We start from the raw sequence: 26,012 nt of genomic DNA, 5'->3' as shown, positions 1-26,012 counted from the left end.
CCGACCGCCACTCACCTGCGTCGTCGAAGCAGAGCTCCAGCCACGAGGAGCGCTGCCCAGACGCTGAACCCAGCGCTCCCAGCGCCGCCGCCCGGCGTCGTGCAACCGCAACCCTTCTTCTTCTCCGGTGCGCCCGTCCCGGCGTCGGCACCAGCGTCCGCGGCGTCCGCCGGCGGCGCTCCCGTCAGCCCCAGCGACTGGATTGGAGTGAGCACGACCTTCTTGGGATCGATCTGCTTACGGTCCTTCCGGGTCAGGTCGGCAGCGACCCAGGTCTTGCGCAGCCCACGGTAGTCCCGCGGCGGTTTGCCCCAGCGCCAGCGCTCGGGACTGTCGCACTTCATCATGCCCTTCCAGGGGTGGAAGGTGAGGTACCGCGTCTGCAGCTGGCTCTTGTCCGCCGGCTTCACCTCGGTGGAGATCTCCAGCTTCTCTCCCTTCGGGAGCTTCGCGCCGCCGGCGATGTGACCCGCTGGCCCGATCTCGGGATCGTTGGGCAGGTTCGTCGCGTCGAAGCGGTGGTGCAGTCGAGTCACGAGATACTTCTGCCGAGCCAGGAGCGCCTTGCGCCGGAACAGCTCCTTCCGCTCCGCCTCCATTTCCTTCTTCGCCTTGGGACGCTCCGCCGGCTTCAGCTCCTTCAGCTCTGCTTCTTGCGCCTTCTTCTCCGCCTCCGTGAGCTCCGGCGGCACCGGATTTCGCTCCTCCTCGGGCACACTGAGCTCCAGCACGTCACCCCCGAGGCTCAAGAGCTCGTGGGGCAGGAGCGGCTCGTTCTGGCAGGGCTGTCCGCAGCCTTCGGCAGGCCAGGCGTACTCGACCAGGAAGGCCTTCGGGTCCTTCTCCTGGATCATGTCGTGGATCGCGGCGTAAAACTCGCCGACGCGCTCCTTCACCGAGAAGTCGACGTTGATGTTGGTCGGAGGAAAGATGTTGCCGTAGTTCTTCACCTCGTAACGCTGGTCCGGCGACAGCACGTAGATGAACGTCTCTTGTTTCTTGTCGATGTTCACCAGGCCGAGTTTTTCCGGGAATTTCGTGACGGCGGTCTGCGTGGAATAACGGATTGGCGACAGTGACGCACGCTCGCCGCCCACCAGCTCGACGCGTTTGGTGTCGACCTCGGCCACCAGGATGTTCATGCCGGCCTCGACGTAGGGCTTGATGGCCGCCGCCCCCTGGTCCGTCAGGATGTAACCCTTGCCCTTGAGAAAACCTGCCAGATCTCCGGTTTGATCCTTGCCGAGCAGGCTCATCGTGTACTCGCCCTCTTTGAAGTCGGGCTCCACGGTGAGCAGCATCTCCTTCGGCACCTTCTTCTCGCCGCCCACCTGTCCGCCACCGAGGAACGCGGTGTCCGCGCTGGCGAGCTTGGAGCGCTCCCACTCTTGCTCGAGTGGACCCGGATCGCACGGATCCATCTCCCAGAACTCCATGAATCGTGGCGCCGTCATCATCTCGAGCCGGTCGACGAACTCACGCTTCAAGGTCTTGATCTTGTCGGCGGTCACGTCGGCGGGCACGGGCATCACCAGCGCGAACGGATCGAGTGCGCCGTCGTAGTCCGGCATCACACTGACGATCGTGGTCTCGCCCTTGGGGATCACCGCGATGTGGGTCGCGTGAGCCGTGCCCACGCTGGCCTTCTTGCCCACGTAAAAACCTGGCAGCGCTCGGGCATCCGGCGAGCCGCCGAGGAAAGCCGTGACCAGGAGCGATGACGTGAGGAGCTTTCCGAGCTTGTGCATCGCGCGCAGCCTAGACGCGGTCGCGCCAGACGAAAAGCCGGCTGGGGGCTCGCGCGGTTTTTCCATCCGGACGGCGAGCCCGCTCTGCCGCCCGGCAGGGCTCCGGTCGGAACCCCGGCGCGGGCTCGCGCGCCGCGCCCCCCGTTGGTTCCTCCGTGCTATGACACCCGCCGCCATGGAGCTCGAGCTGAACGAGACACAACGAATGGTCGAAAGTTCCGCGCGCGACTTCGCGACGCGGGTCATCGCTCCTGCCGCAGCGGAGCTCGACAAGAGCGGGACCTTTCCCAAGGACATCGTGGCGGGCCTCGCCGCCCAGGGTCTGTTCGGGGTGAACCTTCGGAGTGAGTACGGGGGCTCCGAAGCCGGAGTGGTCGCCTACGCGCTGGCCATGCAGGAGATCGCCCGCGCCTGCGCCTCCACCGCGGTGACCATGGCCGTCACCAGCATGGTGGGCGAGGTCGTGCAGGCCTTCGGCAGCGACGCTCAGCGCGAGCAACACCTGCCTCGCCTGGTCAGCGGGGAGTACGTGACCGGGGCGTTCGCGTTGAGTGAGCCCGGCGCCGGCAGCGACGCCGCGAACCTGGGGACGACGGCCCGCAAAACCGACGACGGCTACGTCATCAACGGGCAGAAACAGTGGATCACCAACGGCGGCTACGCTGGGCTCTTGGTGGTGTGGGCCCGCACCGGCGCAGCGGGTGCCAAGGGCATCTCTTGCTTCCTGGTCGAGGCCGGCGCTCCGGGGCTGAGCATCGGACGCCCCGAGAACAAACACGGGCTCCGCGCCTCGAACACGGTGCCGCTCACCTTCGAAGACTGCCGGGTCAAAGCCGACGCACGGCTCGGCGACGAGGGCATGGGCTTTCGCATCGCGATGATGGCCCTCGACGGCGGGCGGATCGGCATCTCGGCGCAGGCCATTGGCATCGGCCACGCCGCCCTCGAAGCGGCCGTGACCTACGCCCAACAGCGCCAGGCGTTCGGCCGACCGATCGCGGATTTTCAGGCCATCAAGTGGATGCTCGCTGACAGCGCCACCGAGCTCGAGGCCGCGCGCCTCTTGTGCCTGCGTGCGGCCGTGCTCAAGGAGAAGGGCGTGCCGTTCACGCGCGAGGCGTCGATGTCGAAGCTGTTCGCCAGCGAGGCGGCGAACAAGGTCTGCAATCGTGCCATGCAGATCCACGGCGGCTACGGCTACATCCGAGAGTTCCCGGTGGAGCGCTTTCTGCGCGACGTGCGCGTCACGACCATCTACGAAGGCACGAGCGAGATCCAGCGCATGGTGGTCGCGCGCGATCTCTTGAGGTAGTCCGAGCGTGGCCCGAGTCGAGCTCTCGCCCATCCGGCGCGCACTCTCGCCCGCAGGCGAACCGGCCCGACCTGGGTCCGACGGCAGCTACGCAGCCGTGGCCGCGGTGCTGCGCCCCGGTGCGACGGGAGCGGAGGTGCTGTTGATCCGCCGCGCGGAGCACGAGCAGGACCCGTGGTCGGGTCACATGGCGTTTCCCGGAGGCCGCTACGACACGACCGACCGTCACCTGCTCGCGACCGCCGAACGCGAGACTCTCGAAGAGCTCGGCCTCGACTTGAGACGCTCGGCGCGTCTGCTCGGGCCCCTGGCCCTCTTGCCCGCGATCGCGCGCGGGCGACGGGTCGGGATGACCATCGCGCCGTTTGTCTTCGAGCTGGAGGGCGAGCCGGTTCTCCGCCCGAACGTCGAGGTCGAGGAGGCAATCTGGGCGCCACTCACGGCCCTCGCCAGCGGTGAAGGCGCAACCAGCATCAGCTACGTGTTCGACGGGCAGTCACTCGAGCTCCCCGCCTGGGACGTGGAAGGCCGGATGGTCTGGGGGCTCACCTACCGCATGCTGCAGTCGTTGCTCGAGCGGATCAGCCCCGACCAGGACCGCTGACACCGCGGCGCTCGCAGCAGGCGAAGCTCAGGGGTTCTCGTCGATCTGGGTGTCACACGCCTGGGTGAAATCGCAGGCGGCGCCGCCTTTGGCGGTGACCTTCAGGTTGTACTGCGTGCAGGTCCCCGTCGCCCCGGTCGCGCGTTTCACCCGCAGCAAATACGGCTTGCTGTGGGGGCCGCAGTGGATCGGTGCGGTTGCGCCGCAGCTCTTTTCGCCCACGGTCTTGCCGCCCACGGTGCCGGTGCCGTCGACGCACCAGTCGTAGCTCGTCAGGCCCGAATGTTTGGCGTCCGGCGTGCCGCACTTCGCGCCGCGGATCACGTCGAACACGAACTCGCTGTTGGACGCGGGCGCCGTGAACTCGATCCTGATGTGGTAGCTGTTGGTCGAGGTCTCGTTGCTGTCGACGGTGTCGAAGCGCCACCAGTCCTCGTCCGTCACGCTGCTGAGAGTTCCCTTGATCGTCAACGGGGTGACACTCGCGTCGCTGACGCTGCCAACGGCGGTCGCGGTTGCGCTGCAGGTGCTGTTCGCCGGCTCGCTGGCATCGACGGCACAGGTGCAGCCGGTCTTGGCCGGTCCGGGCGGATAGGCCGCCCAGCCTGCGTCGCACGAACCGATCTCGCACGCGCCGAAATTACACGCCCACTTGCCGTGCGGCAGCGCGCCTTGGCCCGCGCAGAGGTCCGTCGGACCGTCGTCGGGCGTGCCGTTGCAGTCGTTGTCCGCACCGTCACACACCTCTGGACTGGGGGCGGTCGCGGTGCAGCCCTCCCACTTCTGGTTCCCGGCGTTACAGGTCTCCGTGCCCTCGCAGGTCACCGAACCCACGGTCTGAGTGCAGCGGCGCTTCACGCCTTCGCGCTTGCTGTTGCACGGACAGCTGTCTCCGCCTACCGGCACACACATCTTCAGCGGTTGAGTTGGCGCGCCGGCCTCGCCGACGGCAGCGTCCGGGGTGCCTGCGTCGCCGAGGGGCGGGGGTTTGCCCGGCGGGTAACTGCCCACGGCGACACACTCGAAGCCGGCCCCGCAGTTGGCGTCGAACGAGCAATCCCGCGCACAGAAGCGATCAATCTTGGGTGAAGGGGTGCAGTGGTCGCCAACGTGCGGGCACTCGCCGTCGACGCTGCACTTGGCGCACTGATTCCCATCGTCCGGGAAGCAGGTGTAACCGTGGGTCGGGTGGAAGGCACAGTAGCCGTTCGGCGGGCACGCCTTGCCCGTCTGGCAGGCGACCACACAGGCGAACTTCGGAGCCTTCTGGCCGATGTCCGCGCAGAACCCCACACCACAATCGCTGTTCTTGGAGCACGAGGAGCCGAAGCCCCCGGTCGGCCAACCGCTGTCGTTGCCGGCCACGCCCGCGTCCTTCGCCGCCGTCCCTGCGGTCCCGTCGGTCGAAGCGTCGCCCCCGCTCCCCGAGGGGCTATCGTCGACGCCGACGTTCTCGGCGCAGGCGACGAACCAAATCATCGCCACGCCGATAGCGAGCGCGAGGAGGCGTCGCGGTCTTACCACCAGGTTTCGAGGATAGGCCCCCGATCCGGGTCAGTCAAACCAATGGCCGTGATTTGCAGCCGATCACGAGGCGCGGCGATCCAGTCTAGACTGCGATCGACGCTATGAACCCCGTGATCTCCGGTGAGCCAGCCCCGGGCGGTCTGTGCCGCGTCTGCGGCGGAACGCTGTCCGCGACGCTCGGCTGTAAACAATGTGGCGCCGCCTTCGGCGAGGCGAACCGCTGCCCACATTGCCGCTCGGTGACCGACATCGAGGCCGCCGAGCCGCTCCGGTTTCGCTGCCGCGTCTGCGGCGGACCGCGAGTGCCGCTCGATCAGACCGAGGTGGTGCGCAGCGGCCGAGAAATCCCCGTGCTGGTCAAGGCGCGGCGCGCACACCTCGCTCGGGCCGCCTGGCTCATGGCAACCGGGGTCGTCGGCGGCTTCGGCATTCTGGCCCTGGTCGCGACCTTGCTCGTCCTCCTGACGGTCGCACCGGGGATCTTCATGACGCTCGCGATGCTCGGTGCGAGCGCGCTCCCGTTCGTCGCCGCGGCGCTCGCTTGGCGTCGCAGCGTCTCGCAGGGGCGGGAGCGCGAGGCCAAGCTCGACGAGGCCTACGGTCTGGTCGCGTCCGACCTGCTTCAGCACACCGGCAAGGAGGTCGCGGCGGACGAGCTGGCGAAGCTCATGCGAATCGACCTCGAGCGCGCCGAGTACGTGCTGGCACACCTCAGCGTGCACGACCTGGTGCACGCCCGCGTCACCGAGGAAGGAGATCTCGCGTACTCCGTGGGGCCGGCGAAGCTGCGAGTCGAGACCGGCGGCGAGCCGCCGGCACCGGACGCGGGGCCCGAGGCCGAGGTCGAACCCGAGCAAGACATCGAACCCGAGCAAGACATCGAACCCGAGCAAGACGAGGCCCTCGAGCTCGCCAAGGCGCGGGTCGAGCGCTCATGACCGCGTAAACGAGTTCCCCAACCTGCGTACAAAACTACGCGGCTTGGTCGAGCGCAGGCGCGCCCAACGTTCATCCGACCGGCGAATCGAGGAGACTGGCGAGCGGCACGGGTTTCGCTGTAATAGAGCCAAGAGCCCGAGGCGTCTGATGGCCATCGACCACGAGAGCTTCCACCTCGCTAGACCGCAATCGACGGAGTCGGTGGGGTTCGTGCGCCGGATGCTGCGTGAGCTCACGGTGCAGGACCTGCTGGTGTTCGTGTTCCTGGTCACCTTGACCGTCGTTGCGCTGCGTTGCCCGCCTTCTCAAGATCAACGCATTTCAGTGACCCGCATGGGGTCGCTGCTGACGTTCCTGGTCGCGACGCTGATCCTGGTCCGCGGTGGCTTGCTCAAACACGGCTTCATGGCCCCGCTCCTGTATCGACTGGCGATCTACGGCACGGTTCAGCTCAGTTACTTCTTCCTCGCTCGGCTGCTGCCGCTGGTGAACCCCACCACCCTGGACCACGAGCTCTATCAGCTCGATCTGCAGCTCTTTGGCTTCGAGCCAGCGCTCGCGATGGACGCGATTGTGACGCCGGCGACGACCGAGTGGTTCGCCTTCTTCTACTTCGGTTATTTCTTCGTGCTCGCGATCCACGTGATCCCGACGCTGCTATTTTCTCGCAGCGCTCGCCAGATTGGGGAGTTCGCCCTGGGCATGGTCAGCATCTTCTGCGTGGGACACCTCGTGTACATGCTCGTGCCGGGTTACGGCCCCCACCGCGCACTCGCGGACCAGTTTCAAAACCCACTGCCCCACGGCATGTGGCGCGACATGGTGATGGCCACGGTTGCCTCGGGCGGGTCGCAGATGGACATCTTCCCATCTCTCCACACGGCAGCCCCAACCTTTCTGGCGCTGTACAGCTTTCGCCACCGCGACAAGCTGCCGTTCAAAGCCAGCTGGCCGGTCACCGCCTTCTGCGCCGTCAACATCGTCGGCGCGACGATGTTCCTGCGCTGGCATTACGTCATCGACGTGATCGCCGGCCTCGCGCTCGCCACGTTTTCGTTCCTGATTGCGACGCGGATCACCGGCTGGGAGCTCGACCGACGCGCGGCCGCCGGCCTCAGCGAATCGTGGCCGCGGTTTCGCCGCGGCCAGGTGCGCTGAGCGCGCGCGTCACTTCTCGTAGACCTGCGCCGCCGCGATGCCGGCGCCAGCGGACACGATCATCACGACCTTGAGTGGCGCCTGGACCGGCGCCGCCCACTTCCAGCAGTTCGGATGCGGGGCCAAGACTGCGTTCGGCGCGCTGCTCTGGTCCGTCGCCAGCACCGGGGAGCCAAAGCCGGGCACCGGACTCTGAGCTACCAGTTGCAGGTCGAGGTTCTGCACGTTCGGCAGGCCCGCACCCACCACCGAGTAACACCTGCCTGGCTGCGCCGTGAAGGTCGTCTCGAGCGTTTGTCCCTGTTGGAAGTTACCGGCGAGCAGCGTGCCCTGCACTGGCTTGGCGCCGGGGGCGCTCTGTTTGGCGAGCGCATCGATGGCCTGCGCAGCGGCGGCAGAAGAGGCTGCATCGAGGGGCGCTGCGGGAGAACCTGCCGTCGCCGTCGGCACGATGGGCGGGGGCGGCGGATTGGTGGTCGGGTTGGTCGTGGGCGGCGGCGGCGTGGCCGCGACGCACATCTGGCCGTTGAACGACTGCCCGGGCGGGCATTGGGGTCCGGGACCGGGCCCGAGGTTCGACTCCTCACCGCCCTTCTTCTTGCAGCCCGTGACCGCGAGCAAGGACATCGAAACCAGCAAAAGACCGACTTTCCGCGACATGTGTGCTCCTTCCAAGCCGTAGCGACCTCTACCCAACGCGGGCCCCGACCGCGGCTTACAGAGCAGGCGCCGCGCCGGACGGAAAACAGGAAGCCGGAAGCGGAAGACCAAGCTCAAAATTCTGGTACTTCCGCCGCTGTAACTCCTCTTCGAGCCGCCGCGGACCTCCGTGGACTGAACGCCTTCAGCTGACGTTCGCGCAGAAGCCCTCGTAGTCGATGTACTCCTTGATGGTCGGGTTCTCACCGCACGCGGGGCAGTTCTTGTCGCGCCGCAGCTTGAGAGTGCGGAACGTCATGCGCAGCGAATCGTAGGTCAAGAGGCGACCGACCAGCGGATCACCCTTGCCCAAGATCAGCTTGATGGCCTCGGTGGCCTGCAGCGTGCCGACGATGCCCGGCAAGATCCCGAGCACCCCGGCTTCGGCGCACGATGGCGCGAGGTGCGGTGGCGGCGGCTCGGGATACAGACACCGGTAACAAGGCCCAACGAACGGCGAGAACGTCGTCACCTGTCCATCGAACCGGAAGATCGAGCCGTGGATCACCGGGATCTTGTGGAAGAGCGAGGCGTCGTTGACGAGATAGCGCGTCGGGAAATTGTCGCAGCCATCGACGATGGCGTCCCAACCCTGCCCGAAGATGCGGTCGACGTTCTCGCTGGTGACGCGCTCCTGGAACTTCACCACCCGGACATCGGGGTTCAAATCGTTGATGGCGACCTCGGCGCTGTCCACCTTCGGTGTCCCGACCCTGGACGTGCTGTGGATGATCTGACGCTGCAGGTTCGATGCGTCGACCACATCAGCATCCACGATCCCCATGCTGCCAACACCCGCTGCGGCGAGGTACAAGGCGGCGGGGGCTCCCAGCCCGCCCGCGCCGAGCAAGAGCACGCGCGCTTTCAGCAGCTGCTCCTGTCCCTTCTCACCAACCTCAGGCAAGAGGATGTGCCGCGAGTAGCGATCTTGCTGTGCGGGCGTGAGCGCCGTCGGTTCTTCGATCGGAAAACCGAGATCCTTCCAGCGGACGAAGCCGGGGTTTGCGCTCCAGACGTTGGTGTAACCCAGCTCCATCAAGGTCTTGGCGGCGAACGCGCTGCGGATCCCGCCGGCACAGTACACGACGATCTCGCGATTCTTGTCGGGCAGCTTCTGCTCGGCCTGCATCTCCAGGAACCCGCGGGGCATGTGGAGCGCGCCGGGGATGAAGCCCGCCCGGAGCTCGTCCTTCTCGCGCACGTCGATGAGCGTGAAGTCGCCGGGCGCGTCCAGGCGGCCTCGCAGCTCCTCGAGCGCCAGCGTGCGGATCGCGGACCGCACCTCGGAGAACAAATCACTGTAGGTTTTCGGCATGTTTCGCCGGGCTCCGGGAAATGTCGCACTATTCCGATGCGACAATGATGGGAGAAGTATTGGGAAGCGCTGCGCCGTGTCAAGCGGGGCTCGCGTGGCCCGGCAGCCTACCAAGGGGGACCGCCGCCGGATAGCGGGCTAGAGCGCCGAACAGGTTGAACGTCGTTTGTTTTCAGCGACTAGCAATGTGTTCGGCGCTCGCGCGCGGAGCGCGCACGGCCGAAGGCCGGGGGTTTGGGGCGCAGCCCCAACGTAAGTGTCCTAGAACACGAGGAGCGCAAGCTGATCGGTGTTCTAGAGCCCCGCCACGAGCTCGCGCAGGGCCGTCGCACTCGGCACGGCGGCGGCCTCTTCCCCTAGCAGCAGATCCGCGACCCGTCGCATCGGCTCCGATTGCCCTCCGGTCGCGAGCGCGTCTTCGACGAGCCGACCGAGGGCGTAGAGATCCTCGGCAAACCCCCGCGTCTGCCCCCGCACTCGCTCGGGGCTCATGTACCCGACGCTGCCCCCGACCACGACCTCGGACGCCGGTCGAGCCAGGCCGAAGTCGAGCAAGACCGGTTCGCCCGTCCCTCTCAGCATCACGTTGGCGGGCTTGATGTCGGCGTGAACGAGCCCCGCCGCATGCACGCGCTCGAGCACCGCAATCAAGGGCACGAGCCAGCGCTGGATGGGAAACAAGACCGCGATGTTCTTTGCAGCAAGGTGTCGTTTCAGCGACCCGTTACCCAGCCACTCCATCACGATGTGACCGCGGTCCCGGTCGATGTCGAACACCCGCACGACGCCCGCTCCGGCGAGCTCGACAGCGGTCCGCGCTTCACGTACCAGCTTGTCGCGCTCGCGCTCCGGCTGGTGGTAGATCTTGAGCGCAACACGACGCGAGAGCACGTCGTCGATCGCCTCGAACACGGTGCCCGCGCCGCCGCGTCCTGCCTCGGCGACGATGCGCAGGGTGGTGTCGGGCGCTTCGGAACGCAGCAGGGTCGTTTCACTGAGCGCCACGTGAACCGCGGGGGTTCGTCCCCCGAGCGCTCGCCGCAGCCGTTCGTGGCGCTCACGGGCGCCGGGCGCGTCGATGTCCTGCACCAGCACGCGCTCGACCAGGGTGAGCGCACGAGCCTGAGCCCCCGACTCCGCGCAGGCATCGGCCTGGAGCAGCAACCCCGCCGCCGAGCTCGCGCCTTCCAGCAGGCGCAGCGCCGCGAGCGGCTCGCCGCGGGCGAGGTGCAGCTCCGCCGCCCGAGTGAGCAGCGGCTCCGACACCGGGCCCCGACCTCGAGCTTCGAGCACCGCGGCGAGGGCAGTTTTCTCCCGACCCGACCCGCTCGCCGCCGTGAGCTCCGACAGACACGCGGCCTCGCTCGCGGCGGCACCGGCGGCCAGCGCCTCGAGCGCCGTCCGCTCCGCTTCACGCCGGGGCGCCGGCTCCGGCTTCAGCGAGGGTGGCGTCGTCGAAGGCGGCCGCGCGCTCGCCGCGCTCTCGACCTTGGCGGGGGCGCGGCCAAGACGCTGACGCAAGCGCCGCCAGAGACTCACGCCAACACCTCGAGCTCGACCGGGCCCGCAGGCGCGCGACTCAGGCGATCGCCGATCAACAGCTCGATGCGTCCGATCACCGAAAGCCCCGCAAGAAACGCCGGCGATGTCAGATCGAGCGAGAGCCAGCCGTCGGCGCCCGGTGTGATCGACCAGCCGCCGAGCTCGAACGGGCCGAGGGGCGCAAACAGGGGGCTGGTGCCGTGACTCAGGCAGACCCCGGCTGTGTTCCAGGGCCGAAGCTCGAGGCTCACTTCACCGCCGAGCGAGAGTTCGAGCGGGGCGTTCACGGGCAAGGGCGCTCCCAGCCGAACGCCGGACAAGAACGTGCCGTTCTTGGAGTCGAGATCCAGGACCTGCGGTCCTCTGGGAGTGCGCCGAATCATCAGGTGTGTGCGGCTCAGCGCTGGCGAGGCGATCACGAGGGTCGCATCGGCGCGACCCACGCTGATCTCGTCGCCGAAGAGGAGCTCGGTTCGTTCACCGGCCAAGGACAGCGTGAGCCGCGGCGCCATCACCCGCCGGTGCTCGATCTCGCGCAGCAGGTCGTCGATGCGACGGTCGCTCTCGCGCGCGCTGGCACCGGCCGCCATCGCCGCACGACGCGCTCCGGACAGCCACAGGTCGTGCACTCGCGCGTGGAGCTGACCGACCTCGCGCTCGGCGCGGACACGGGTCTGCTCGGAATCGAGGACCTGCTCCAGGCGCTCGATGGCACCGGCCTCCACCAGCATGCGCGTCTCCCCTTCGCGGTCGCCGATCAGCCCGTACACTTCCGCGGCCAGCGTGGCCTCCCCCGCGCGCTCGAGCCGTCCCGCCATTTCTTCGAGCTCGACGCGGGTCGGCGCGTACGCCCCGCTGCGCTTCAGCTCGAGCACCAAGCTCGCCCGTTTGCGCTCGATTTCACGAGCCCGCGCCCCCTCCGCGAGACCGGCCGCCTGCGCCAACAGCAGCCGTCGTTTCTCGTTGTCGACCGCCGCCTCTGCGCGCACGACGAGCACCTGCGCCGCCGCGTCCCGCTCGCCCAGATCCAGGTACGCTGCGGTCGCGTCTTCCAGGCTGCCAATCGCCTCGAGCCGGCGCGCGCGAGCGAGGCGGGACCGCTTCCCGCCGCCGAAGATCGCACCGACCCGAGAGAAGAAGCCCATCGGCGGCTCCGTTGTCGAGCAATCTGGGCGCGGTTTCAAGGTGAGAGCCGCCGGGGCCCGGAAGACCGCGGCAGATCTGGGCCTTTTGACCCGAGCGATTCCTGGTAGGATTGTTGGCTCTGAAACCCTCGAGCGGGAGACGACTCCGAAAATGAGCACGAATCGCCTGGGTGAGCTGCTCGTCCGAGAAAAGCTCATCAGCCTCCAGCAACTCCGACGCGCACAGGACGAACAACGCACGTCAGGGGGCAATCTCGGTTACGCCCTGCAGAAGCTCGGGTTCATCTCGGACGGCGAGATCACCAACTTCCTCAGCGCGCAGTATCGCCTCCCCGCCATCAATCTGGACGAGTACGAGATCGACAACGAGATCATCAAGCTGGTCAGCCGGGACGTCTGCGAAAAACACAAGATCATCCCGGTGTCGCGCTCCGGGCAGTCGCTGATCGTCGCCATGGCGGATCCGACCAACCTGCACGCCATCGACGACATCAAGTTCCTCACGAACTACAACGTCGAGCCGGTCGTCGCCAGCGAGACGGCCGTGGCCGGCGCCATCGAGCGTTATTACAACGCCGGCCCTTCCTACGAAGAGCTGATGACCGATTTCTCGCTCGACGAGCAGGACATCGACTTTTCAGCCGACGAAGAGGACGTCAACGCCCTCGAGCTCGAGAAACAGAGCGCCGACGCACCGGTCGTGCGCCTGGTGAACGTGCTCTTGCTCAACGCCATTCGCAAGGGCGCCAGCGACATCCACGTCGAGCCGTACGAAAAACGCCTGCGGGTCCGCTACCGCATCGACGGTGTGCTGCACGAGGAAATGAGCCCGCCGCTGCGCCTGAAGAACGCCCTCGTGAGCCGGCTCAAGATCATGAGCCAGCTCGACATCGCCGAGCGGCGCTTGCCGCAAGACGGGCGCATCAAGCTGAAGCTGGGCAAGGGCCGCGAGATGGACTTCCGCGTGTCGGTGCTGCCGACGCTGTGGGGCGAGAAGGTCGTGCTGCGCCTGCTCGACAAAGGAAATCTCCAGCTCGACATGACGAAGCTGGGCTTCGATCAGGCACCCCTCGACGACTTCCAGTGGGCCATCAACCAGCCCTGGGGCATGGTGCTCGTGACCGGCCCGACCGGCTCCGGCAAGACCACGACCCTCTACTCGGCGCTCTCGGATTTGAACAAACCCGGCGTGAACATCAGCACCGCCGAAGATCCGGTCGAGTACAACCTGCACGGCATCAACCAGGTGCAGATGCACGACGAGATTGGTCTGAACTTCGCCATGAGTCTGCGCGCATTCCTGCGCCAAGACCCGGACATCATCATGGTGGGCGAGATCCGAGACTTCGAGACCGCGGAAATCGCGGTCAAGGCCGCGCTCACGGGCCACATGGTGCTCTCGACTCTGCACACCAACGACGCCCCGGCGACCATCAGCCGGCTCTTGAACATGGGTGTCGAGCCATTCTTGATCACGGCCAGCGTGAATCTCGTGCTCGCCCAACGCTTGGCGCGCAAGGTGTGTGTGGACTGCAAGTACGAGGTACCTACCGACCCTCAGACCTTGATCGACATGGGCGTGACCGAGGAGCAAATGGCCCAGGGCGTGCGGGTCATGAAGGGGCGTGGCTGCAACACCTGCAACTCCACGGGCTACAAAGGCCGCATCGCACTCTACGAGGTCATGCGGTTCCGCGAGGAGCTCAAGGAGATGGTGCTGCAGGGCGCCTCCACTACCGAGCTCAAAGTTGGAGCGATCAAGCGCGGCATGGTGAGCCTGCGCATGGCGGGGATCACCAAGGTGCTGGAGGGCATGACCACTCCGGAAGAGATCCTCCGCGTGACCATGGCGGACTGACGAAGGAACAACGATGTCGTCCGGCGAAGAAGGCCTCAGAGTCAACCTCCACCAACTGCTCCGCGCCATGATCGAGAAGGGCGCGAGCGATATGCACATCACCACCGGCTCGCCGCCGCTCTTGCGCATCGACGGCGCGATCGTGCCGCTCAAGCTGCCACCCCTGTCACCGGTGGAGACGAAGCAGATCTGTTACTCGGTGTTGACCGAAGACCAGAAGATCCAGTTCGAGAAGAACAAGGAGCTCGATCTCTCGTTCGGAGTGAAGAACCTGTCGCGCTTCCGCGCCAACATCTTCATGCAACGCGGCGCGGTCTCCGGCGCGTTTCGCTCGATCCCGTTCAAGATCCTGAGCTTCGACGAACTGGGGCTCCCGCCCGTGGTGCAGGAACTGGCGAGCAAACCCCGCGGGCTCGTGCTCGTGACCGGCCCGACGGGTAGCGGCAAGAGCACGACGCTGGCTTCGATCATCGACAAGATCAACAGCGAGACGCGCCAGCACATCATGACGATCGAGGATCCGATCGAGTACCTGCACCCGCACAAGCGCTGCATCGTCAATCAGCGCGAGGTCGGCAGCGACACCATGCGCTTCAAGGACGCCTTGAAGTACGTGCTCCGGCAGGATCCAGACGTCGTGCTCGTCGGCGAGATGCGTGACCTCGAGACCATCGAGGCGGCCTTGACCATCGCCGAGACGGGTCACTTGGTCTTCGCGACCTTGCACACGAACTCCGCCGTTCAGAGCATCAACCGCATCATCGACGTGTTTCCCCCGCACCAGCAGTCGCAGGTGCGCGCACAACTTTCGTTCGTGCTCGAGGGAGTGATCTCTCAGCTGCTCTTGCCGCGCGCGGGCGGTCCAGGTCGGGTGTTGACCCTGGAGGTGCTCACGCCCAACCCCGCCATCCGCAATTTGATCCGCGAAGACAAGGTGCATCAAATCTATTCGCAGATGCAGGTCGGGCAGTCGAAACACGGCATGCAGACCATGAATCAGTCCCTGTTTTCCCTGTACCAGCGGCGGATGATCACGCTCGACGAGTGCATGGGCAGGTCCAGCGAGCCGGACGAGCTTCGTATGATGATCGAAGGGCGAACGCCGGTGCAGGGCGCCCTCGCAACGCCGCAGAGCCGCTGAACCTCGACCCCAAGGCCGGTCCAGCAGCCCCGCACTCGGCCTGCGGGCGCGAGCTTTTTGCTCCGCTCTGCCCGGAAAGCTGGTAGGAAACGCGGGTCGAATCGGAGGATCATGAAGCAGCATCGGAAGTCGGGGCTCTGGGTCACAACCGCGGTCTGCTTCGCTGCGCTCTCTCACGCCGGGGGCGCGCGTGCACAGGGCTACGGAGCCGGAGAAGGCTACGGGGCATCGGTGCCCGACCCTCCGCCCCCTGCCGAGCCGTGGTACGAGGCGGTGCAGCTTCGGGCCTTCGTCGACGCCTACGCCAGTCAGAGCTGGGGATTCCCCAAGCCGGTGAGCTACCGGCCACCCACACGGAGCTACGACGGGCCGCAGGGGTTTGCGCTGTCGTGGATTGGTCTCGACGCCGCGTACGCGCCGGAACCAGTCGGCGGTGTGGTCAGCCTGCGCTGGGGTCCCTCCGCGACGCTCTACGCGGGCGGCGACGCCGCCAGTGGGCTCGAATACGTGAAACAAGCCTACGCGGCGTGGAAGCCGGGCGGCGGCATCACTCTGGCTTTCGGAAAGTTCGACACCTTCGTGGGCGTCGAGCCGGTCGAGAGTCAGGACAACTTCAACTACACCCGCGGGCTCTTGCACTCCTTCGCGCAGCCGAAGTTCCACACCGGCCTGCGCGCCACGGCCGAGCTCGTGCCGGAGCTGACACTCACCGCTATGCTCGCGAACGGACTCGATCGCTCGTTCGACAACAACGTCGGCAAGACTTTCGGCCTCGGCGTCAACGTGAGTCCGAGTGAGTCATTCGCCGCCAGTCTCGGCTGGATCGGCGGACCGGAGCAGGACGACACCACCGAGGTCTCCTGCACCAGCGGCACCAGCTACGACCCGGCAGTCGGGAGCTGCGCGGCCTCACCGGGCGCGCCCGCCGCAAAACAGGCGGTGGACCGCGGTGGCGCCAATGATTTCGACGCCTGGCGGCACCTGCTCGACCTCACGCTGACGGTGCGACCACTCGAGACCTTGGCGGTGGTGCTGAACGCCGACTACGGCGTGGAGGGCGTGCGCCCCGACGACACCAGCATCGATGCCAAACCCGCGGCCAAGAAGTGGTACGGCGCGGCGCTGCTCGCTCGCATGCAGCTGAGTGAGACCTGGGCGACGGCCGTGCGCGGCGAGTACTTCGTCGACAAGGACGGGCGCGCGCTCAACTATCAGCTCGATGGCGGCAACTTGCTGACGAACACCAAGCTGGCGAGCGCGACGCTCACCATCGAGGCTCGCCCGAGCGAAAACCTGATCCTCCGACTCGAGAATCGCGGTGACTTCGTGCTCGAAGCGTCACCCGACAAAGATATCTATCGCGAGAAGGTCCGCGACAAGTCTTCCACGCTGTTCACGACCACGCTCGGCGTCGTCGTGACCACGAACTGACTCTGGTTGCAGTGCTCGGGCGTCAGCGACGCCCGACTCCCCGACCCATTCCGCCTACTTCAGCTCTTCGGCGGCCTTGAGCAGCTCGGGGTGCTTCTTGTGTTTCTTCTGCAAGAGCGCCACGTAGCCCTTGGCGCGGCGGTCCTTGGTGACCGCAAGGGCTCGCGCGGCCACGACCTTCAGCAAGAGCGGCGCCTCCTCGGGCGGTGGATCGAGATGGGAGGCCTTGGAGCGGGCCTCGGGGGCGCGGCCACCCTTGGCGTCCACGTACATCTTGAGCCACCCGCCGAGCGGCCCGAGCAGGCTCGGATACTTTGCGATCAGATCGCGAGCCGGCGCCGGCTGGTTCTTCGCCATCAATACCCACACGCGCTCGACCAACACCGAGACGGTGGTGCTCCCGCGCTCGGCCGCGATGGCCGAGAACGTGTTGGCGTCGTCGATCTTGTCCTGGTACCTGCGGAGCTTCGACATCCTGAGGGCGTAGACCGGACGGTTCGCGCCTTCACCCCAGCGCGCGCTCAGCTTCTCTGCGGTGACGAGATCGCCCTGAACGAGCGCTGCATCGACCGCAACCAGCTCGCCCCAAAGGCACCGACGGCTGCGCCATCGCCTCGAGCTTCTCGGGTGGCGGTACCTCGAATCCAGTGAGCGCTGCGCCCATGGTGGCAAACGAGACGTAGTCTGGGTGCTTCTGCGGCAGCTCCCCCATGGCCTCGATGGCGCTACCGAGCTCCGACCCGTCCAGAGTCTCGTAGGCCAGTACCGCGCGCACCACCGCGACCTCGGGAGTCCGCGGGTCCAGCTCTTCGATGGCCTTTTTTGCCTCGTCGAGGCGCCCGCCGAGCAGCGCCACCCGCGAGGCGAGCACGCGCGCCTGGGGGTAGAGCGCCGAGAATTGCAGCGCGCGCAGCGCTGCTTTGCGGGCGAGCTTCTCGTCGCCGGCCTTGATGGCGAGGAACCCGAGCTCCGTCGCCATCGCGGGCGTGTCCGACAGGGCAATGGCGCTATCGATGGCCCCCACGGCCTTTTTCTCCAGACCGCCGGCGATGGCCTGAATGGCCTCCACCACGGCGGGAATGGGCCGGAGCGGCGCCGCCAAGATCTTGCGGTCCTCGTCACTCAGGATGGCGCTCTTCGGCAGCTCTTTGGGGCGCTCGGGGTCCACGGCCCAGGCCAAGGACTCGAGGGCGCGCGTCGTGGCCGTCTCCCCCGTCTTCTTCTTGAGCTCCTCGATCACGGGTTTGCCCTTCGCAGGCCCAAGCTCGAGCAGCACGGCGCGCGCCAGAAACACATCGGCGACCACCAGCTTGGCGTCGAGGGCGCGGGCGGCCTCGTAGCGCTCGATGGCCCGAATGTCACCGGCACGCTCCAGCACGGCGCCAGCGGTGAGCTGGTAAAATGGATCCTTGCCAGCGTCCTTGTCGTACTTCGGCAGCGATGCCGCGGCGCCGGCGAGATCTCCCTCGACCAGATAGGAGGCCAACTTGCCGAACACGACCTCCGACTCGGGGACCTCGAGCGAGCGAGCGCGGTGCATCGCAGAGTCGATGCCCCGCGACTCCGTTGGCAGGATGAGCGCGGAGAGCACGCGATTTTGCAGCCACAGCTTCGCGGCCTTGGTGCTCCGGGAGTCGAGCTCGAAGATGCGGCTCAGGCGATCATCGCTCTGCCGGAGCTGCGCCATCTCTCCGCTGTGGAGCATGACCTCGACCTCGTCGCTGAGCCGTTGCGCGAGCTGAGCGCGTTCTTTCTGAACCTTGCGTGCATACGCAAACCCGCCGCCGCCGATGGCCAAGATCAGGACCGTCGCGACGATCAGCACCCACGAGCCGCGCGACTTCTGGATCGCCGCGGCCTCCCACGCCGGGGGTGCGCCACCGCCGGGCTCGTAGAGTCCAACTCGCGCGAGCGACTCGAGCACCGCCTCCGGTGTCGGATTGGCCACGTCCTCGGGGCGCTCGGGCATCGAGTCGTCTTCTTCGAGCGGCCCGCGGGGTATCGACTGCGAGAAGGGAGACGTCGCAGCGGCTTGGCGCGGCGGGGGCACATACGGAGCCGGCGCGTTTTGCCGCAGGTAGGGCTCCTGCCCTGGCGTGGCGTACGCCTGCGGCGGGTTGAAGACGGGCGGAGCGGCGGGCGCGAACGGGCTCTGCTGCTGAATTGCCGCGGCCGGCGCCACCATGGGCGGCTCGAAGGTCTGCCTGCGCGTCGTCGTGCCCGACCCGGGGCCGCTGGGAAACATGTCCCGGCCCTGCGGCGGCGGCGGCTGGTGAACCGTCGTGTCATCGTCGTCGCCGAGGCTGGGCATCCGACCCGCTGGCGGGAACATTGGCGCCTGCACTGGGGCCGGCGGTAGCGGCGGCGGCACCGAGCGGGGCGCACGGACCGGTGGCATCGCAGGACGGGCGCCCGGCGGCGCTTGCCCGACGGATCTCCGGATGGTCGGAGCCTCCTCCTTCCACGGCGAGCCCGACGACTGTGGCATCGCCACGGCTGGCGCTGGGGCCGGTTGTTGGGCTACCTGGGACGGCAGCGTCCGCGCGACTTCCTGGGCAACGGCCTGGGGGCCCACCCGCCGCTGGAGCGCGACGTAGACCACGGTGCGATCGTGCCACAGCTTCGCCTCGGCATCGCTCGCGCCCAGCTGCATCGCCCGTTGCAGCACCTTCTCTGCGCGGCCCGCGTCACCCCGACGCAGGAGCACCTCGCCGAGGTAGCGGAACGCGCGAGAATCGCGCGCATTGGCCTTGCCGGCGTTGACCAGTGCGGCTTGAGACTCCGCCAAGAGGCCCGACGCCAGGTACATTCGCCCGACCGCGAGCATCACTTCCCCGTCGTTGCCGTGCCACTGCTCGGCGCGCACGCCGACCTCGCGGACGAGATCCTCCCGAGGCGTGGCGCTGAGACGCGCGCAGAGCGCCACGGTTGAGTCGGAGTCGGGGTTCGACCGCCAGGCCTCCAGGAGCTGCTCGAAGGCGCCCATCGGGGACGGAAGGATAGTCAGGTGACCACAAAAGCTCTAAGAGTTTCGCGGTTGACCCAAAATCAGGCCCGGGACCCGGACTGCTCGGGGGTGAGACCCGGGCGGAACCCCTCCCGGGCCTCGACCCCGCGGGGCCCCGTCCGGCGATGCTGGCACCCACCCGCCCGAGTGTGCAGTATCAGGCGGGCCCGGACTTCGAGGAAGCGTCATGTGTGGAGTATTCGGCATTCACGGCCACGCTGAAGCGGCGAACCTGACGTACCTCGGCCTGCATGCGCTGCAGCATCGAGGTCAGGAGAGTTCGGGCATCGTTGCGAGCGACGGCACTCAGCTCTGCCTGCACCGCGGCATGGGCCACGTCATCGATGTGTTCCCGCCCGAGCAGATCGACCGCCTCAAGGGCACGAGCGCGATTGGACACGTGCGCTACTCGACCGCCGGGGGCTCCTTCCTCAAAAACGCTCAGCCGCTGGCTGTCGACTACGCGCGCGGCTCGATTGCCGTGGCGCACAACGGCAACCTGACCAACGCCGACGCGCTTCGGGAAAAACTCGAGGAGCGAGGTTCGATCTTCCAGAGCGTGAGCGACACCGAGGTGCTGGTGCACCTGATGGCGATGAGCAAGGCCCGACACCTGGAGGCGCGCATTGCCGACGCTCTCGGTCAGGTGGAGGGCGCGTACTCGGTGCTCTTCCTGACGGAGCAGGCGTTGATCGCCGTCCGCGACCCGATGGGAATTCGGCCGCTGTGCCTGGGGACACTCCCGGGGCAACCGGACGCCTTCGTCGTGGCGAGTGAGCCCACGAGCTTCGACCTGATCGACGCCGAGTTCGTGCGCGACATCGAGCCCGGCGAGATGGTCGTCATCGACCGCAGGGGTGTGACGAGCAGCCGACCGTTCGAGGCCAAAGCGCAACACGCCTGTGTGTTCGAATACGTGTACTTCGCCCGCCCGGATTCGACGATCGACGGCATCAGCGTCTACGAAGCGCGCAAGTATCTGGGGCGCGCGCTGGCGCGGGAGCACGCCGTGGTCGGCGACGTCGTCATCCCCGTGCCCGACTCTGGGGTGCCCGCCACCATCGGGTTCGCCGAGGAGAGCAAGATCCCGTTCGAGATGGGCTTGGTCCGCAGCCACTACGTGGGCCGCACGTTCATCGAACCGCAGCAGAGCATTCGACACTTCGGCGTGCGCCTGAAGCTCAATCCGATCAGCGACATACTGCGTGGCAAACGCGTGATCGTGGTCGACGACAGCATCGTGCGCGGCACCACCAGCCGCAAGATCGTGAAGATGCTGCGGGACGCCGGCGCGCGCGAGGTGCACATGCGCATCTCGAGCCCGCCGACCACGTGGCCCTGCTTCTACGGCATCGACACACCGACACGAGCCGAGCTGATCGCGTCCAGTCACACCGTCGACGAGATCAACCAGTACATCACCAGCGACACGCTCGCGTACCTCTCGCTCGACGCGATGGTCGAAGCGGTGACGTCGGCCAGACCCCGCCAGGCGGGCAACGGCACGGGGAAGAGCCTGCCAGTCGCGCCGTCACGGCCGGACAAGACCTCGTTCTGTCATGCTTGTTTCAGCGGCCAGTACCCCATCGAGTTCACCCCACACCCTCGTCAGCGGACCGCACGTTTGCTCGAACGCTAAAATCCCCCTCGGGCCCATGTTCCAGAATCTCCCGGATAAAGTCTCGATTTACGAGGTCTCGCCGCGCGACGGGCTGCAGAACGAGGCCACACCCATCCCGCTCGAGGCCAAACAGCGCCTGGTCGAGGCGCTGCTCGACTCCGGCCTCACGCGACTCGAGCTGACGAGCTTCGTTTCGCCACGCTGGGTGCCGCAGCTCGCCGACGCCGACGAGCTGGTCCAGAGCGTGAAGAGCCGCCCCGGCGTCAGCTTGAGCGCCCTGTGTCCAAACGCCAAGGGCTTCGAGCGGGCCCGGGCGGTCGGCCTGCACGAAATCGCCGTGTTCATGTCGGCGAGCGAGACCCACAACAAGAAGAACACGAACAAGAGCCTGGAACAGTCTCTGGAGACGTTCGCGGAAGTCGTCCCGCCGGCGCTCGAAGCGGGCATGCGAGTGCGAGCCTACGTTTCGACGGTCTGGGGCTGCCCGTACGAAGGCGACGTCGACCCGAAACAGTCCCTCGCCCTGACCCAGAAGCTGCTTGCCCTCGGCTGTTACCAGGTCTCACTCGGAGACACGATCGGCATTGGCACACCGCTGCAGACCCGCCAGCTCACCCAGCTCTTTTTGTCGGAGCTGCCCAGCGAAAAGCTCGCGCTCCACCTGCACGATACCCGCGGCACCGCCCTCGCCAACGCGCTGGTCGGGTTGGAGCTCGGCATCCGCGACTTCGACGCGTCGGTGGCCGGCCTCGGGGGCTGTCCGTACGCGCCGGGGGCGGCGGGCAATCTGGCCACGGAAGATCTGGTGTTCATGCTCCACGGCATGGGCATTCAGACCGGCATCGACCTCGATCGTTTGATCGAGGCTGGGCGGGTCGCGGAGGCCGTCACCGGCCGACGCCTGCCCGGCAAGGTGCACCAGGCGGGGTCGTTCCGGCTCCGGACCTGAGCCGGTCGGCACACGCGCCGATGGCGTGGCTCCAAGCGCGGGGAGCTTCAGTTGCCTGCGACGCAGGTGAGCCGCGAGAAGTACACCTGCCAGGCGCCCGAACGGCGATCGTCGAACACCACGCCTACGTCTCCGGCCGGACCGAACACGGCCATGGGTGACACGGTGTCGCTGGCGTCGTTGGTGATGCGCTTGCGGGGTGAAATCACCTCGAGCTCGTTCGACAACATCTGGCTGTAGAGCTCGTAGTTGCCATCGTGATCGTCCGCCCACAAGAGGAGCACACGATCGCCCAGCGGCAAGAGCCACTGCGTCCGGGCGAACTGCGCGCCGGTCGTCAGCTGTTTCTCCTTGATCAGCACGGTGCCATCTTCGGTGATCGACGCGCCCCAGATGGCCTTGCCCGGCACGCCCGGTCGCTTGCTGTACGCGACGATGTACCGATCTTTGTTCCACACGATGGTCGGATCCACGGCGAAATCGTCGCTCAGCGTGATGACCGGCGTGGGTGAGGTCAAGTCCGGCGCCAGCATGCGCATGCCGACCTTCTTGCTCAGCGGCGTCACCATGTTGAAGGCGATGGCGAGCGTCTTTTCACCCTCGGCAATGCGCGGGGTCTCGGCGTGGATGTTGGGGCCCGTCAGCTCGATGTTGCCCCCGATGAGCTGGCCCTCGACACCGATACGCTGGCCGTACACCCGGTAGTCCGCCGGACCGTTGCGGCGATCGTCCCACACCACCACGAACTCCGCTCCGTTCCAGATCATGCTGGCGTGCAGCGAGAACCCGTCGGCGTTGGTCAGTCGCAGGTCGGGGCCCAGCTTCTTGCCCTCGGCGTTGATGCGGTTGAAGTAGATCTCGTAGTCGTTGTCGCGCCGGTCTTCCCAGGCAGTGCCGAAGACATTCCCGGTCCAGACGATGGGCCCCGTGAAGGTGTCGCTGGGCACGTTCGTGATCGGTGAGTCGCCGAACTTGGTCGTCCCATCCGCGTTCAGCCCTTTGACGTAGGTGCGCCAGGCGCCCTCTTGCCCGGCGTAGGCCGCGGCGTAGAACTGGTCGTTCCAGGCCAGACCGCCGTGGCCGGCCTGGATCTGGCTCATTCCGGAGACCCGCACGTCGCCGCCGCCGACCGGCACGTAGCTCATGCCTTCGTCGATCACACCGTTGCAGTTGTTGTCGACGCCGTCGCACACCTCGACCCCGCCCGGGTAGGCCTTGTTGCTGGTGTCGTCACAGTCGTCACCGCATGACCCCGGAGCGCCCGGAGCAAATCCAGGGCGCGGGCCCTTGAAGCCGTCGCCGTCCTGGTCGAGGGCGAGCTGTCTGAAATCACACTCCCCCGACTCGGGGAGGCAGGTGTCCTCGGTACAAGGGTCGTCGTCGTTGCACACCAGCGCCACCGGCGGCGTGCACTTGCCTTCCTGACAGGTGCTGCGGTCACACGGGTTGTCCGTGAGGCAGTCCTCGTCGAAGGTGCACTCCGGCGCAACGGCGTCCGGCCCCGCGTCCGAGCTTGCGTCGGGCCCGCCATCGCCGAGATCCAGACGCAGTCCGCTCTTGCTTCCGCAGCTCACCGTCAGCACCGGGGCGCAAACGACGAGCACCCCCGCGAGGGTGAGCGCCCGACGAATCAGTAACATCCGCCAATTCCTTCGACATCGATGGGCACGCAGAACAAGCCCGGGGGGCACTTCGCGGCGCCGAACAGATCACACAGCTGAACACACTCCGTACCTTGGCCGGTCACGACGCAGACGAAACCGGCAGAGCAGTTGGTGTTGCCACACGCATCGCCCTGTTTGCCGGGCCCGACCGGTGCGCAGATCGCACCGAAGATCTCCTGGTCGCAGGGGTGCGTCGGGTACTGCACGAACGGGTAACAACCCTCGCCGGGTTTGCAGGTGTTCGGACCAAACACGTCGCAGTCCTTGACCGGCGGCGGGGGCGGCGCGTCCGGGCATCCAGGATCGACGTAGCCGCCGGTCCCGCCGCTGCCGGCGTCCGACTTGGCGTCCTTGCCCGCGTCCTTGCCGCCGGTGCCGCCGGTGACCAGCGTCCCGCCCGTACCCCCGATGGGAAGTGTTCCGCCGGTCGCGCCGATGCCTCCGGTGCTGCCGCCGGTTCCTGTCCCATCACCGTTCACGGAGCCGCCACAGGCAGCCGCCCAAACGACGCCCAAAAGCATGAGGCCCGTACCCCACACGCCGCCAAGCCCAAAGCGCATGCCGCGATGCTAGCAGGGTTCGTGCCACGGCTCACCGCGGGAGAAGCGCCGGTTCTGGCGTACCCGCGCCAAAATCCGGCTTGCCGTGCAGATCCTGACGTCGTGATCGTTTCGGTCCCATGGCCGAAGCTTGCAGGGCGGCGCGCCGCAGGTTACCGCTCCCGCGGGTCGCCCGTGACGGCGACGCCACAGGTGTGCCGAAGATGAGGATCCGGGTCGCAGTAGTTGGCGCAACGCTCGTGTTGTGCGGCTGTGGCCGAAACGAGGAGCCTGCGGGTGCCCGGCCGGCTCGGGCAGCCACTGTCGACGTGGGCCCGCCACAGGGAACGAGCGCCCCGCTGGCCGCGCCGCCCGCGACCCGACCGCCGGCAGACAAACCGCGGTGTGTGGAGCCGACCCCAAGCACCCCGGCGCCCAAAGCCGAGCGCGCGGCGAGCTGCCCCAAGGATCCGACCGGGAACCTGAACCTTGCGCGCGGCCACATCGTATTCTCCGACGCGCCGGGCCAACCCAAGGTCGAGGTCGAGCTCGCCACCGAGCCCGCAAGTCGAGAGCGCGGGCTGATGTATCGAACGGGCATGCCGGAGGACGACGGGATGCTGTTCTCGTGGCCCGATGAACGCGTGCGAAGCTTCTGGATGCACAACACCTGCATCCCCCTCGACATGTTGTTCATCGACGCGCAGGGTTTCATCGTCGGCGTGCTCGAGCAGGTGCCTACTCTCAACGACGAGTCCCGCGCCAACCCCTGCCCCGCCGCCCACGTGCTCGAGCTCAACGCCGGCTGGGCCCGAGCCCACGGCATCGTCGCGGGACAGCGCATTCAGATCCAGAAGTGAGCAGGAAGAAGACCGAAACCATGATGCGACGGAAATCGATTTATTGTTTGTTGCCCTTGCTCGTCGGCTGCGAAGAACCGCCGCCGGAGCCCGAGAACCTCACGCGCACTGCCGCCCCGAAGGCCAGCGCTGCGAACGGCTCGCTCGATCTCGGCGGCAAGGCCGCGGCCGCGACTGCGACCGCAAACCCCAGCCCGCCGCCCGTGCGCGAGCTCGCAGCCAAGCCCGTCGCCGAGGTGAAAGCCAGCGCCGACGATCCACTCGCCGGCAAGTTCACCCTCGCCGACGCGACCAAGGGGCTCACGGGCAAGGGTCCGCTCGTCGCGGACATCAAGACCGACAAGGGCACCCTGAACTGCACGCTGTACGAGGACAAAGCGCCGATCACCGTCGCCAACTTCGTGGGGCTCGCGCGAGGTCTGCGCCCGTGGAAGACGCCGGCCGGCAAGTGGGAGAAGAAACCCGGCTACGACGGCACGACATTCCACCGGGTGGTGAAGGGTTTCATGATCCAGGGTGGCGATCCGGCGGGGAGCGGCGCCGGCGAGCCCGGCTACGTGATCCCTGACGAGGTGTGGGCAGGCGCCCGCCACGATACCCGGGGCTTGTTGTGCATGGCCAACCGCGGCCCGAACACGAACGGCATGCAGTTCTTCGTGATGGACGGGGTGGCCGCGCATCTCGACGGCGGGTACACCATCTTCGGCAAGTGCGAGCCGGAGAGCGTCGTCGAGGCACTGGCAAGCGTACCGGTGCGCGGGGAGCGCGCCGTCACGCCGCCCAAGATCGAGAAGGTCAGCGTCAAGCGCCTGAAAGACGCGCCCAAGCCCGCTGACGCGCCGGCCGCGCCCGGTGGAACCAAGCCGCCAGCGCCCAAGCCGGCCGCGCCGAGCGCGCCCAAGGCACCGACACCACCCGCGCCATGACAAGCACGAACACTATGTGCGAGCAGT

General features: G+C 67.1%; 21 protein-coding genes. 11 read left to right on the top strand and 10 right to left on the bottom strand.

Features of this window, described 5'->3' with window-relative positions; all coding sequences use genetic code 11:
* Positions 1 to 11 precede the first annotated feature (11 nt).
* Complete coding sequence (locus tag IPI67_12430) at positions 12 to 1,748, bottom strand: DUF2330 domain-containing protein (GenBank protein ID MBK7581005.1); 1,737 nt, start codon at positions 1,746 to 1,748, stop codon at positions 12 to 14.
* Positions 1,749 to 1,923: 175 nt separating this feature from the next.
* Here IPI67_12430 and IPI67_12425 point away from each other — a divergent pair, with 175 nt between their 5' ends.
* Positions 1,924 to 3,060: an acyl-CoA dehydrogenase family protein gene (locus tag IPI67_12425; protein ID MBK7581004.1), complete on the top strand. Its 1,137-nt coding sequence runs from the start codon at positions 1,924 to 1,926 to the stop codon at positions 3,058 to 3,060.
* 7 nt (positions 3,061 to 3,067) lie between these two features.
* Entirely contained in the window at positions 3,068 to 3,664 is a 597-nt protein-coding gene (locus IPI67_12420) for a CoA pyrophosphatase (protein ID MBK7581003.1), read from the top strand.
* Positions 3,665 to 3,691: 27 nt separating this feature from the next.
* Here the strand turns inward: IPI67_12420 and IPI67_12415 are convergent, their stop codons facing one another.
* Positions 3,692 to 5,143: a hypothetical protein gene (locus IPI67_12415; GenBank protein MBK7581002.1), complete on the bottom strand. Its 1,452-nt coding sequence runs from the start codon at positions 5,141 to 5,143 to the stop codon at positions 3,692 to 3,694.
* Positions 5,144 to 5,292: 149 nt separating this feature from the next.
* Here IPI67_12415 and IPI67_12410 point away from each other — a divergent pair, with 149 nt between their 5' ends.
* Together IPI67_12410 and IPI67_12405 are read left to right on the top strand one after the other, a co-directional pair.
* A complete protein-coding gene (locus tag IPI67_12410; protein MBK7581001.1) occupies positions 5,293 to 6,129 on the top strand; it encodes a hypothetical protein in 837 nt (278 codons plus the stop codon).
* 148 nt (positions 6,130 to 6,277) lie between these two features.
* Positions 6,278 to 7,288, top strand: coding sequence for a phosphatase PAP2 family protein (locus tag IPI67_12405; protein ID MBK7581000.1), 1,011 nt, complete (start codon positions 6,278 to 6,280; stop codon positions 7,286 to 7,288).
* Between the two features lie 9 nt (positions 7,289 to 7,297).
* On the opposite strand, the gene IPI67_12400 is transcribed toward IPI67_12405, so the two are convergent.
* The 4 genes from IPI67_12400 to IPI67_12385 form a co-directional block, all read right to left on the bottom strand.
* Positions 7,298 to 7,948 carry a hypothetical protein gene (locus tag IPI67_12400; protein MBK7580999.1) on the bottom strand — a complete coding sequence of 217 codons (651 nt, stop codon included), beginning with the start codon at positions 7,946 to 7,948 and terminating at the stop codon, positions 7,298 to 7,300.
* A gap of 184 nt (positions 7,949 to 8,132) precedes the next feature.
* Positions 8,133 to 9,302, bottom strand: coding sequence for a molybdopterin-synthase adenylyltransferase MoeB (gene moeB, locus IPI67_12395; protein MBK7580998.1), 1,170 nt, complete (start codon positions 9,300 to 9,302; stop codon positions 8,133 to 8,135).
* A gap of 294 nt (positions 9,303 to 9,596) precedes the next feature.
* Positions 9,597 to 10,841: a protein kinase gene (locus IPI67_12390; protein MBK7580997.1), complete on the bottom strand. Its 1,245-nt coding sequence runs from the start codon at positions 10,839 to 10,841 to the stop codon at positions 9,597 to 9,599.
* Positions 10,838 to 11,989, bottom strand: a complete 1,152-nt coding sequence (locus IPI67_12385) for an FHA domain-containing protein (GenBank protein ID MBK7580996.1) — start codon at positions 11,987 to 11,989, stop codon at positions 10,838 to 10,840. The genes IPI67_12390 and IPI67_12385 overlap by 4 nt, the downstream gene beginning before the upstream one ends.
* 151 nt (positions 11,990 to 12,140) lie before the next feature.
* Between IPI67_12385 and pilB the strand changes: the two genes are divergently transcribed.
* The 3 genes from pilB to IPI67_12370 all read left to right on the top strand — a co-directional run bounded on the left by pilB (position 12,141) and on the right by IPI67_12370 (position 16,419).
* Positions 12,141 to 13,847 carry a type IV-A pilus assembly ATPase PilB gene (pilB, locus tag IPI67_12380; GenBank protein ID MBK7580995.1) on the top strand — a complete coding sequence of 569 codons (1,707 nt, stop codon included), beginning with the start codon at positions 12,141 to 12,143 and terminating at the stop codon, positions 13,845 to 13,847.
* 13 nt (positions 13,848 to 13,860) lie between these two features.
* On the top strand, positions 13,861 to 14,988 hold the full coding sequence (locus tag IPI67_12375; GenBank protein MBK7580994.1) for a type IV pilus twitching motility protein PilT: 1,128 nt from the start codon (positions 13,861 to 13,863) through the stop codon (positions 14,986 to 14,988).
* A 111-nt stretch (positions 14,989 to 15,099) separates the two neighbouring features.
* Entirely contained in the window at positions 15,100 to 16,419 is a 1,320-nt protein-coding gene (locus tag IPI67_12370) for an outer membrane beta-barrel protein (GenBank protein ID MBK7580993.1), read from the top strand.
* A gap of 54 nt (positions 16,420 to 16,473) precedes the next feature.
* Here the strand turns inward: IPI67_12370 and IPI67_12365 are convergent, their stop codons facing one another.
* Both IPI67_12365 and IPI67_12360 read right to left on the bottom strand, forming a co-directional pair.
* Complete coding sequence (locus IPI67_12365; protein MBK7580992.1) at positions 16,474 to 16,893, bottom strand: hypothetical protein; 420 nt, start codon at positions 16,891 to 16,893, stop codon at positions 16,474 to 16,476.
* A gap of 31 nt (positions 16,894 to 16,924) precedes the next feature.
* On the bottom strand, positions 16,925 to 19,405 hold the full coding sequence (locus IPI67_12360; GenBank protein MBK7580991.1) for a hypothetical protein: 2,481 nt from the start codon (positions 19,403 to 19,405) through the stop codon (positions 16,925 to 16,927).
* A gap of 208 nt (positions 19,406 to 19,613) precedes the next feature.
* On the opposite strand from IPI67_12360, the gene IPI67_12355 reads away from it, so the two are divergent.
* Positions 19,614 to 21,065 carry an amidophosphoribosyltransferase gene (locus tag IPI67_12355; protein ID MBK7580990.1) on the top strand — a complete coding sequence of 484 codons (1,452 nt, stop codon included), beginning with the start codon at positions 19,614 to 19,616 and terminating at the stop codon, positions 21,063 to 21,065.
* A 16-nt stretch (positions 21,066 to 21,081) separates the two neighbouring features.
* A complete protein-coding gene (locus IPI67_12350) occupies positions 21,082 to 21,996 on the top strand; it encodes a hydroxymethylglutaryl-CoA lyase (protein MBK7580989.1) in 915 nt (304 codons plus the stop codon).
* Between the two features lie 47 nt (positions 21,997 to 22,043).
* On the opposite strand, the gene IPI67_12345 is transcribed toward IPI67_12350, so the two are convergent.
* Positions 22,044 to 23,636, bottom strand: coding sequence for a hypothetical protein (locus IPI67_12345; GenBank protein ID MBK7580988.1), 1,593 nt, complete (start codon positions 23,634 to 23,636; stop codon positions 22,044 to 22,046).
* On the bottom strand, positions 23,627 to 24,220 hold the full coding sequence (locus tag IPI67_12340) for a hypothetical protein (protein ID MBK7580987.1): 594 nt from the start codon (positions 24,218 to 24,220) through the stop codon (positions 23,627 to 23,629). Before IPI67_12340 ends, IPI67_12345 begins: the two co-directional genes overlap by 10 nt.
* 308 nt (positions 24,221 to 24,528) lie before the next feature.
* Here IPI67_12340 and IPI67_12335 point away from each other — a divergent pair, with 308 nt between their 5' ends.
* Positions 24,529 to 25,059, top strand: a complete 531-nt coding sequence (locus tag IPI67_12335) for a DUF192 domain-containing protein (protein MBK7580986.1) — start codon at positions 24,529 to 24,531, stop codon at positions 25,057 to 25,059.
* 20 nt (positions 25,060 to 25,079) lie between these two features.
* A complete protein-coding gene (locus tag IPI67_12330) occupies positions 25,080 to 25,985 on the top strand; it encodes a peptidylprolyl isomerase (GenBank protein MBK7580985.1) in 906 nt (301 codons plus the stop codon).
* The last annotated feature ends 27 nt before the right edge of the window (positions 25,986 to 26,012 follow it).

The sequence above is a fragment of the Myxococcales bacterium genome (genome assembly GCA_016706225.1).
Taxonomy (GTDB): domain Bacteria; phylum Myxococcota_A; class Polyangia; order Polyangiales; family Polyangiaceae; genus JADJKB01.
Note: the sequence above shows the minus strand (reverse complement) of the source record. Positions and strands in the feature narration are given on the sequence as shown.

What these genes read in the sequence shown, in the direction of transcription:
- IPI67_12405 (MBK7581000.1), top strand. Translation starts at nt 6,278, where the DNA reads ATGGCCATCGACCACGAGAGCTTCCACCTCGCTAGACCGCAATCGACG.
- moeB (MBK7580998.1), bottom strand. Translation starts at nt 9,302, where the DNA reads ATGCCGAAAACCTACAGTGATTTGTTCTCCGAGGTGCGGTCCGCGATC.
- IPI67_12360 (MBK7580991.1), bottom strand. Translation starts at nt 19,405, where the DNA reads ATGGGCGCCTTCGAGCAGCTCCTGGAGGCCTGGCGGTCGAACCCCGAC.
- pilB (MBK7580995.1), top strand. Translation starts at nt 12,141, where the DNA reads ATGAGCACGAATCGCCTGGGTGAGCTGCTCGTCCGAGAAAAGCTCATC.
- IPI67_12345 (MBK7580988.1), bottom strand. Translation starts at nt 23,636, where the DNA reads ATGTTACTGATTCGTCGGGCGCTCACCCTCGCGGGGGTGCTCGTCGTT.
- IPI67_12350 (MBK7580989.1), top strand. Translation starts at nt 21,082, where the DNA reads ATGTTCCAGAATCTCCCGGATAAAGTCTCGATTTACGAGGTCTCGCCG.
- IPI67_12330 (MBK7580985.1), top strand. Translation starts at nt 25,080, where the DNA reads ATGATGCGACGGAAATCGATTTATTGTTTGTTGCCCTTGCTCGTCGGC.
- IPI67_12400 (MBK7580999.1), bottom strand. Translation starts at nt 7,948, where the DNA reads ATGTCGCGGAAAGTCGGTCTTTTGCTGGTTTCGATGTCCTTGCTCGCG.
- IPI67_12375 (MBK7580994.1), top strand. Translation starts at nt 13,861, where the DNA reads ATGTCGTCCGGCGAAGAAGGCCTCAGAGTCAACCTCCACCAACTGCTC.
- IPI67_12365 (MBK7580992.1), bottom strand. Translation starts at nt 16,893, where the DNA reads ATGTCGAAGCTCCGCAGGTACCAGGACAAGATCGACGACGCCAACACG.
- IPI67_12340 (MBK7580987.1), bottom strand. Translation starts at nt 24,220, where the DNA reads ATGCGCTTTGGGCTTGGCGGCGTGTGGGGTACGGGCCTCATGCTTTTG.
- IPI67_12355 (MBK7580990.1), top strand. Translation starts at nt 19,614, where the DNA reads ATGTGTGGAGTATTCGGCATTCACGGCCACGCTGAAGCGGCGAACCTG.
- IPI67_12410 (MBK7581001.1), top strand. Translation starts at nt 5,293, where the DNA reads ATGAACCCCGTGATCTCCGGTGAGCCAGCCCCGGGCGGTCTGTGCCGC.
- IPI67_12425 (MBK7581004.1), top strand. Translation starts at nt 1,924, where the DNA reads ATGGAGCTCGAGCTGAACGAGACACAACGAATGGTCGAAAGTTCCGCG.
- IPI67_12385 (MBK7580996.1), bottom strand. Translation starts at nt 11,989, where the DNA reads ATGGGCTTCTTCTCTCGGGTCGGTGCGATCTTCGGCGGCGGGAAGCGG.
- IPI67_12370 (MBK7580993.1), top strand. Translation starts at nt 15,100, where the DNA reads ATGAAGCAGCATCGGAAGTCGGGGCTCTGGGTCACAACCGCGGTCTGC.
- IPI67_12415 (MBK7581002.1), bottom strand. Translation starts at nt 5,143, where the DNA reads ATGATTTGGTTCGTCGCCTGCGCCGAGAACGTCGGCGTCGACGATAGC.
- IPI67_12430 (MBK7581005.1), bottom strand. Translation starts at nt 1,748, where the DNA reads ATGCACAAGCTCGGAAAGCTCCTCACGTCATCGCTCCTGGTCACGGCT.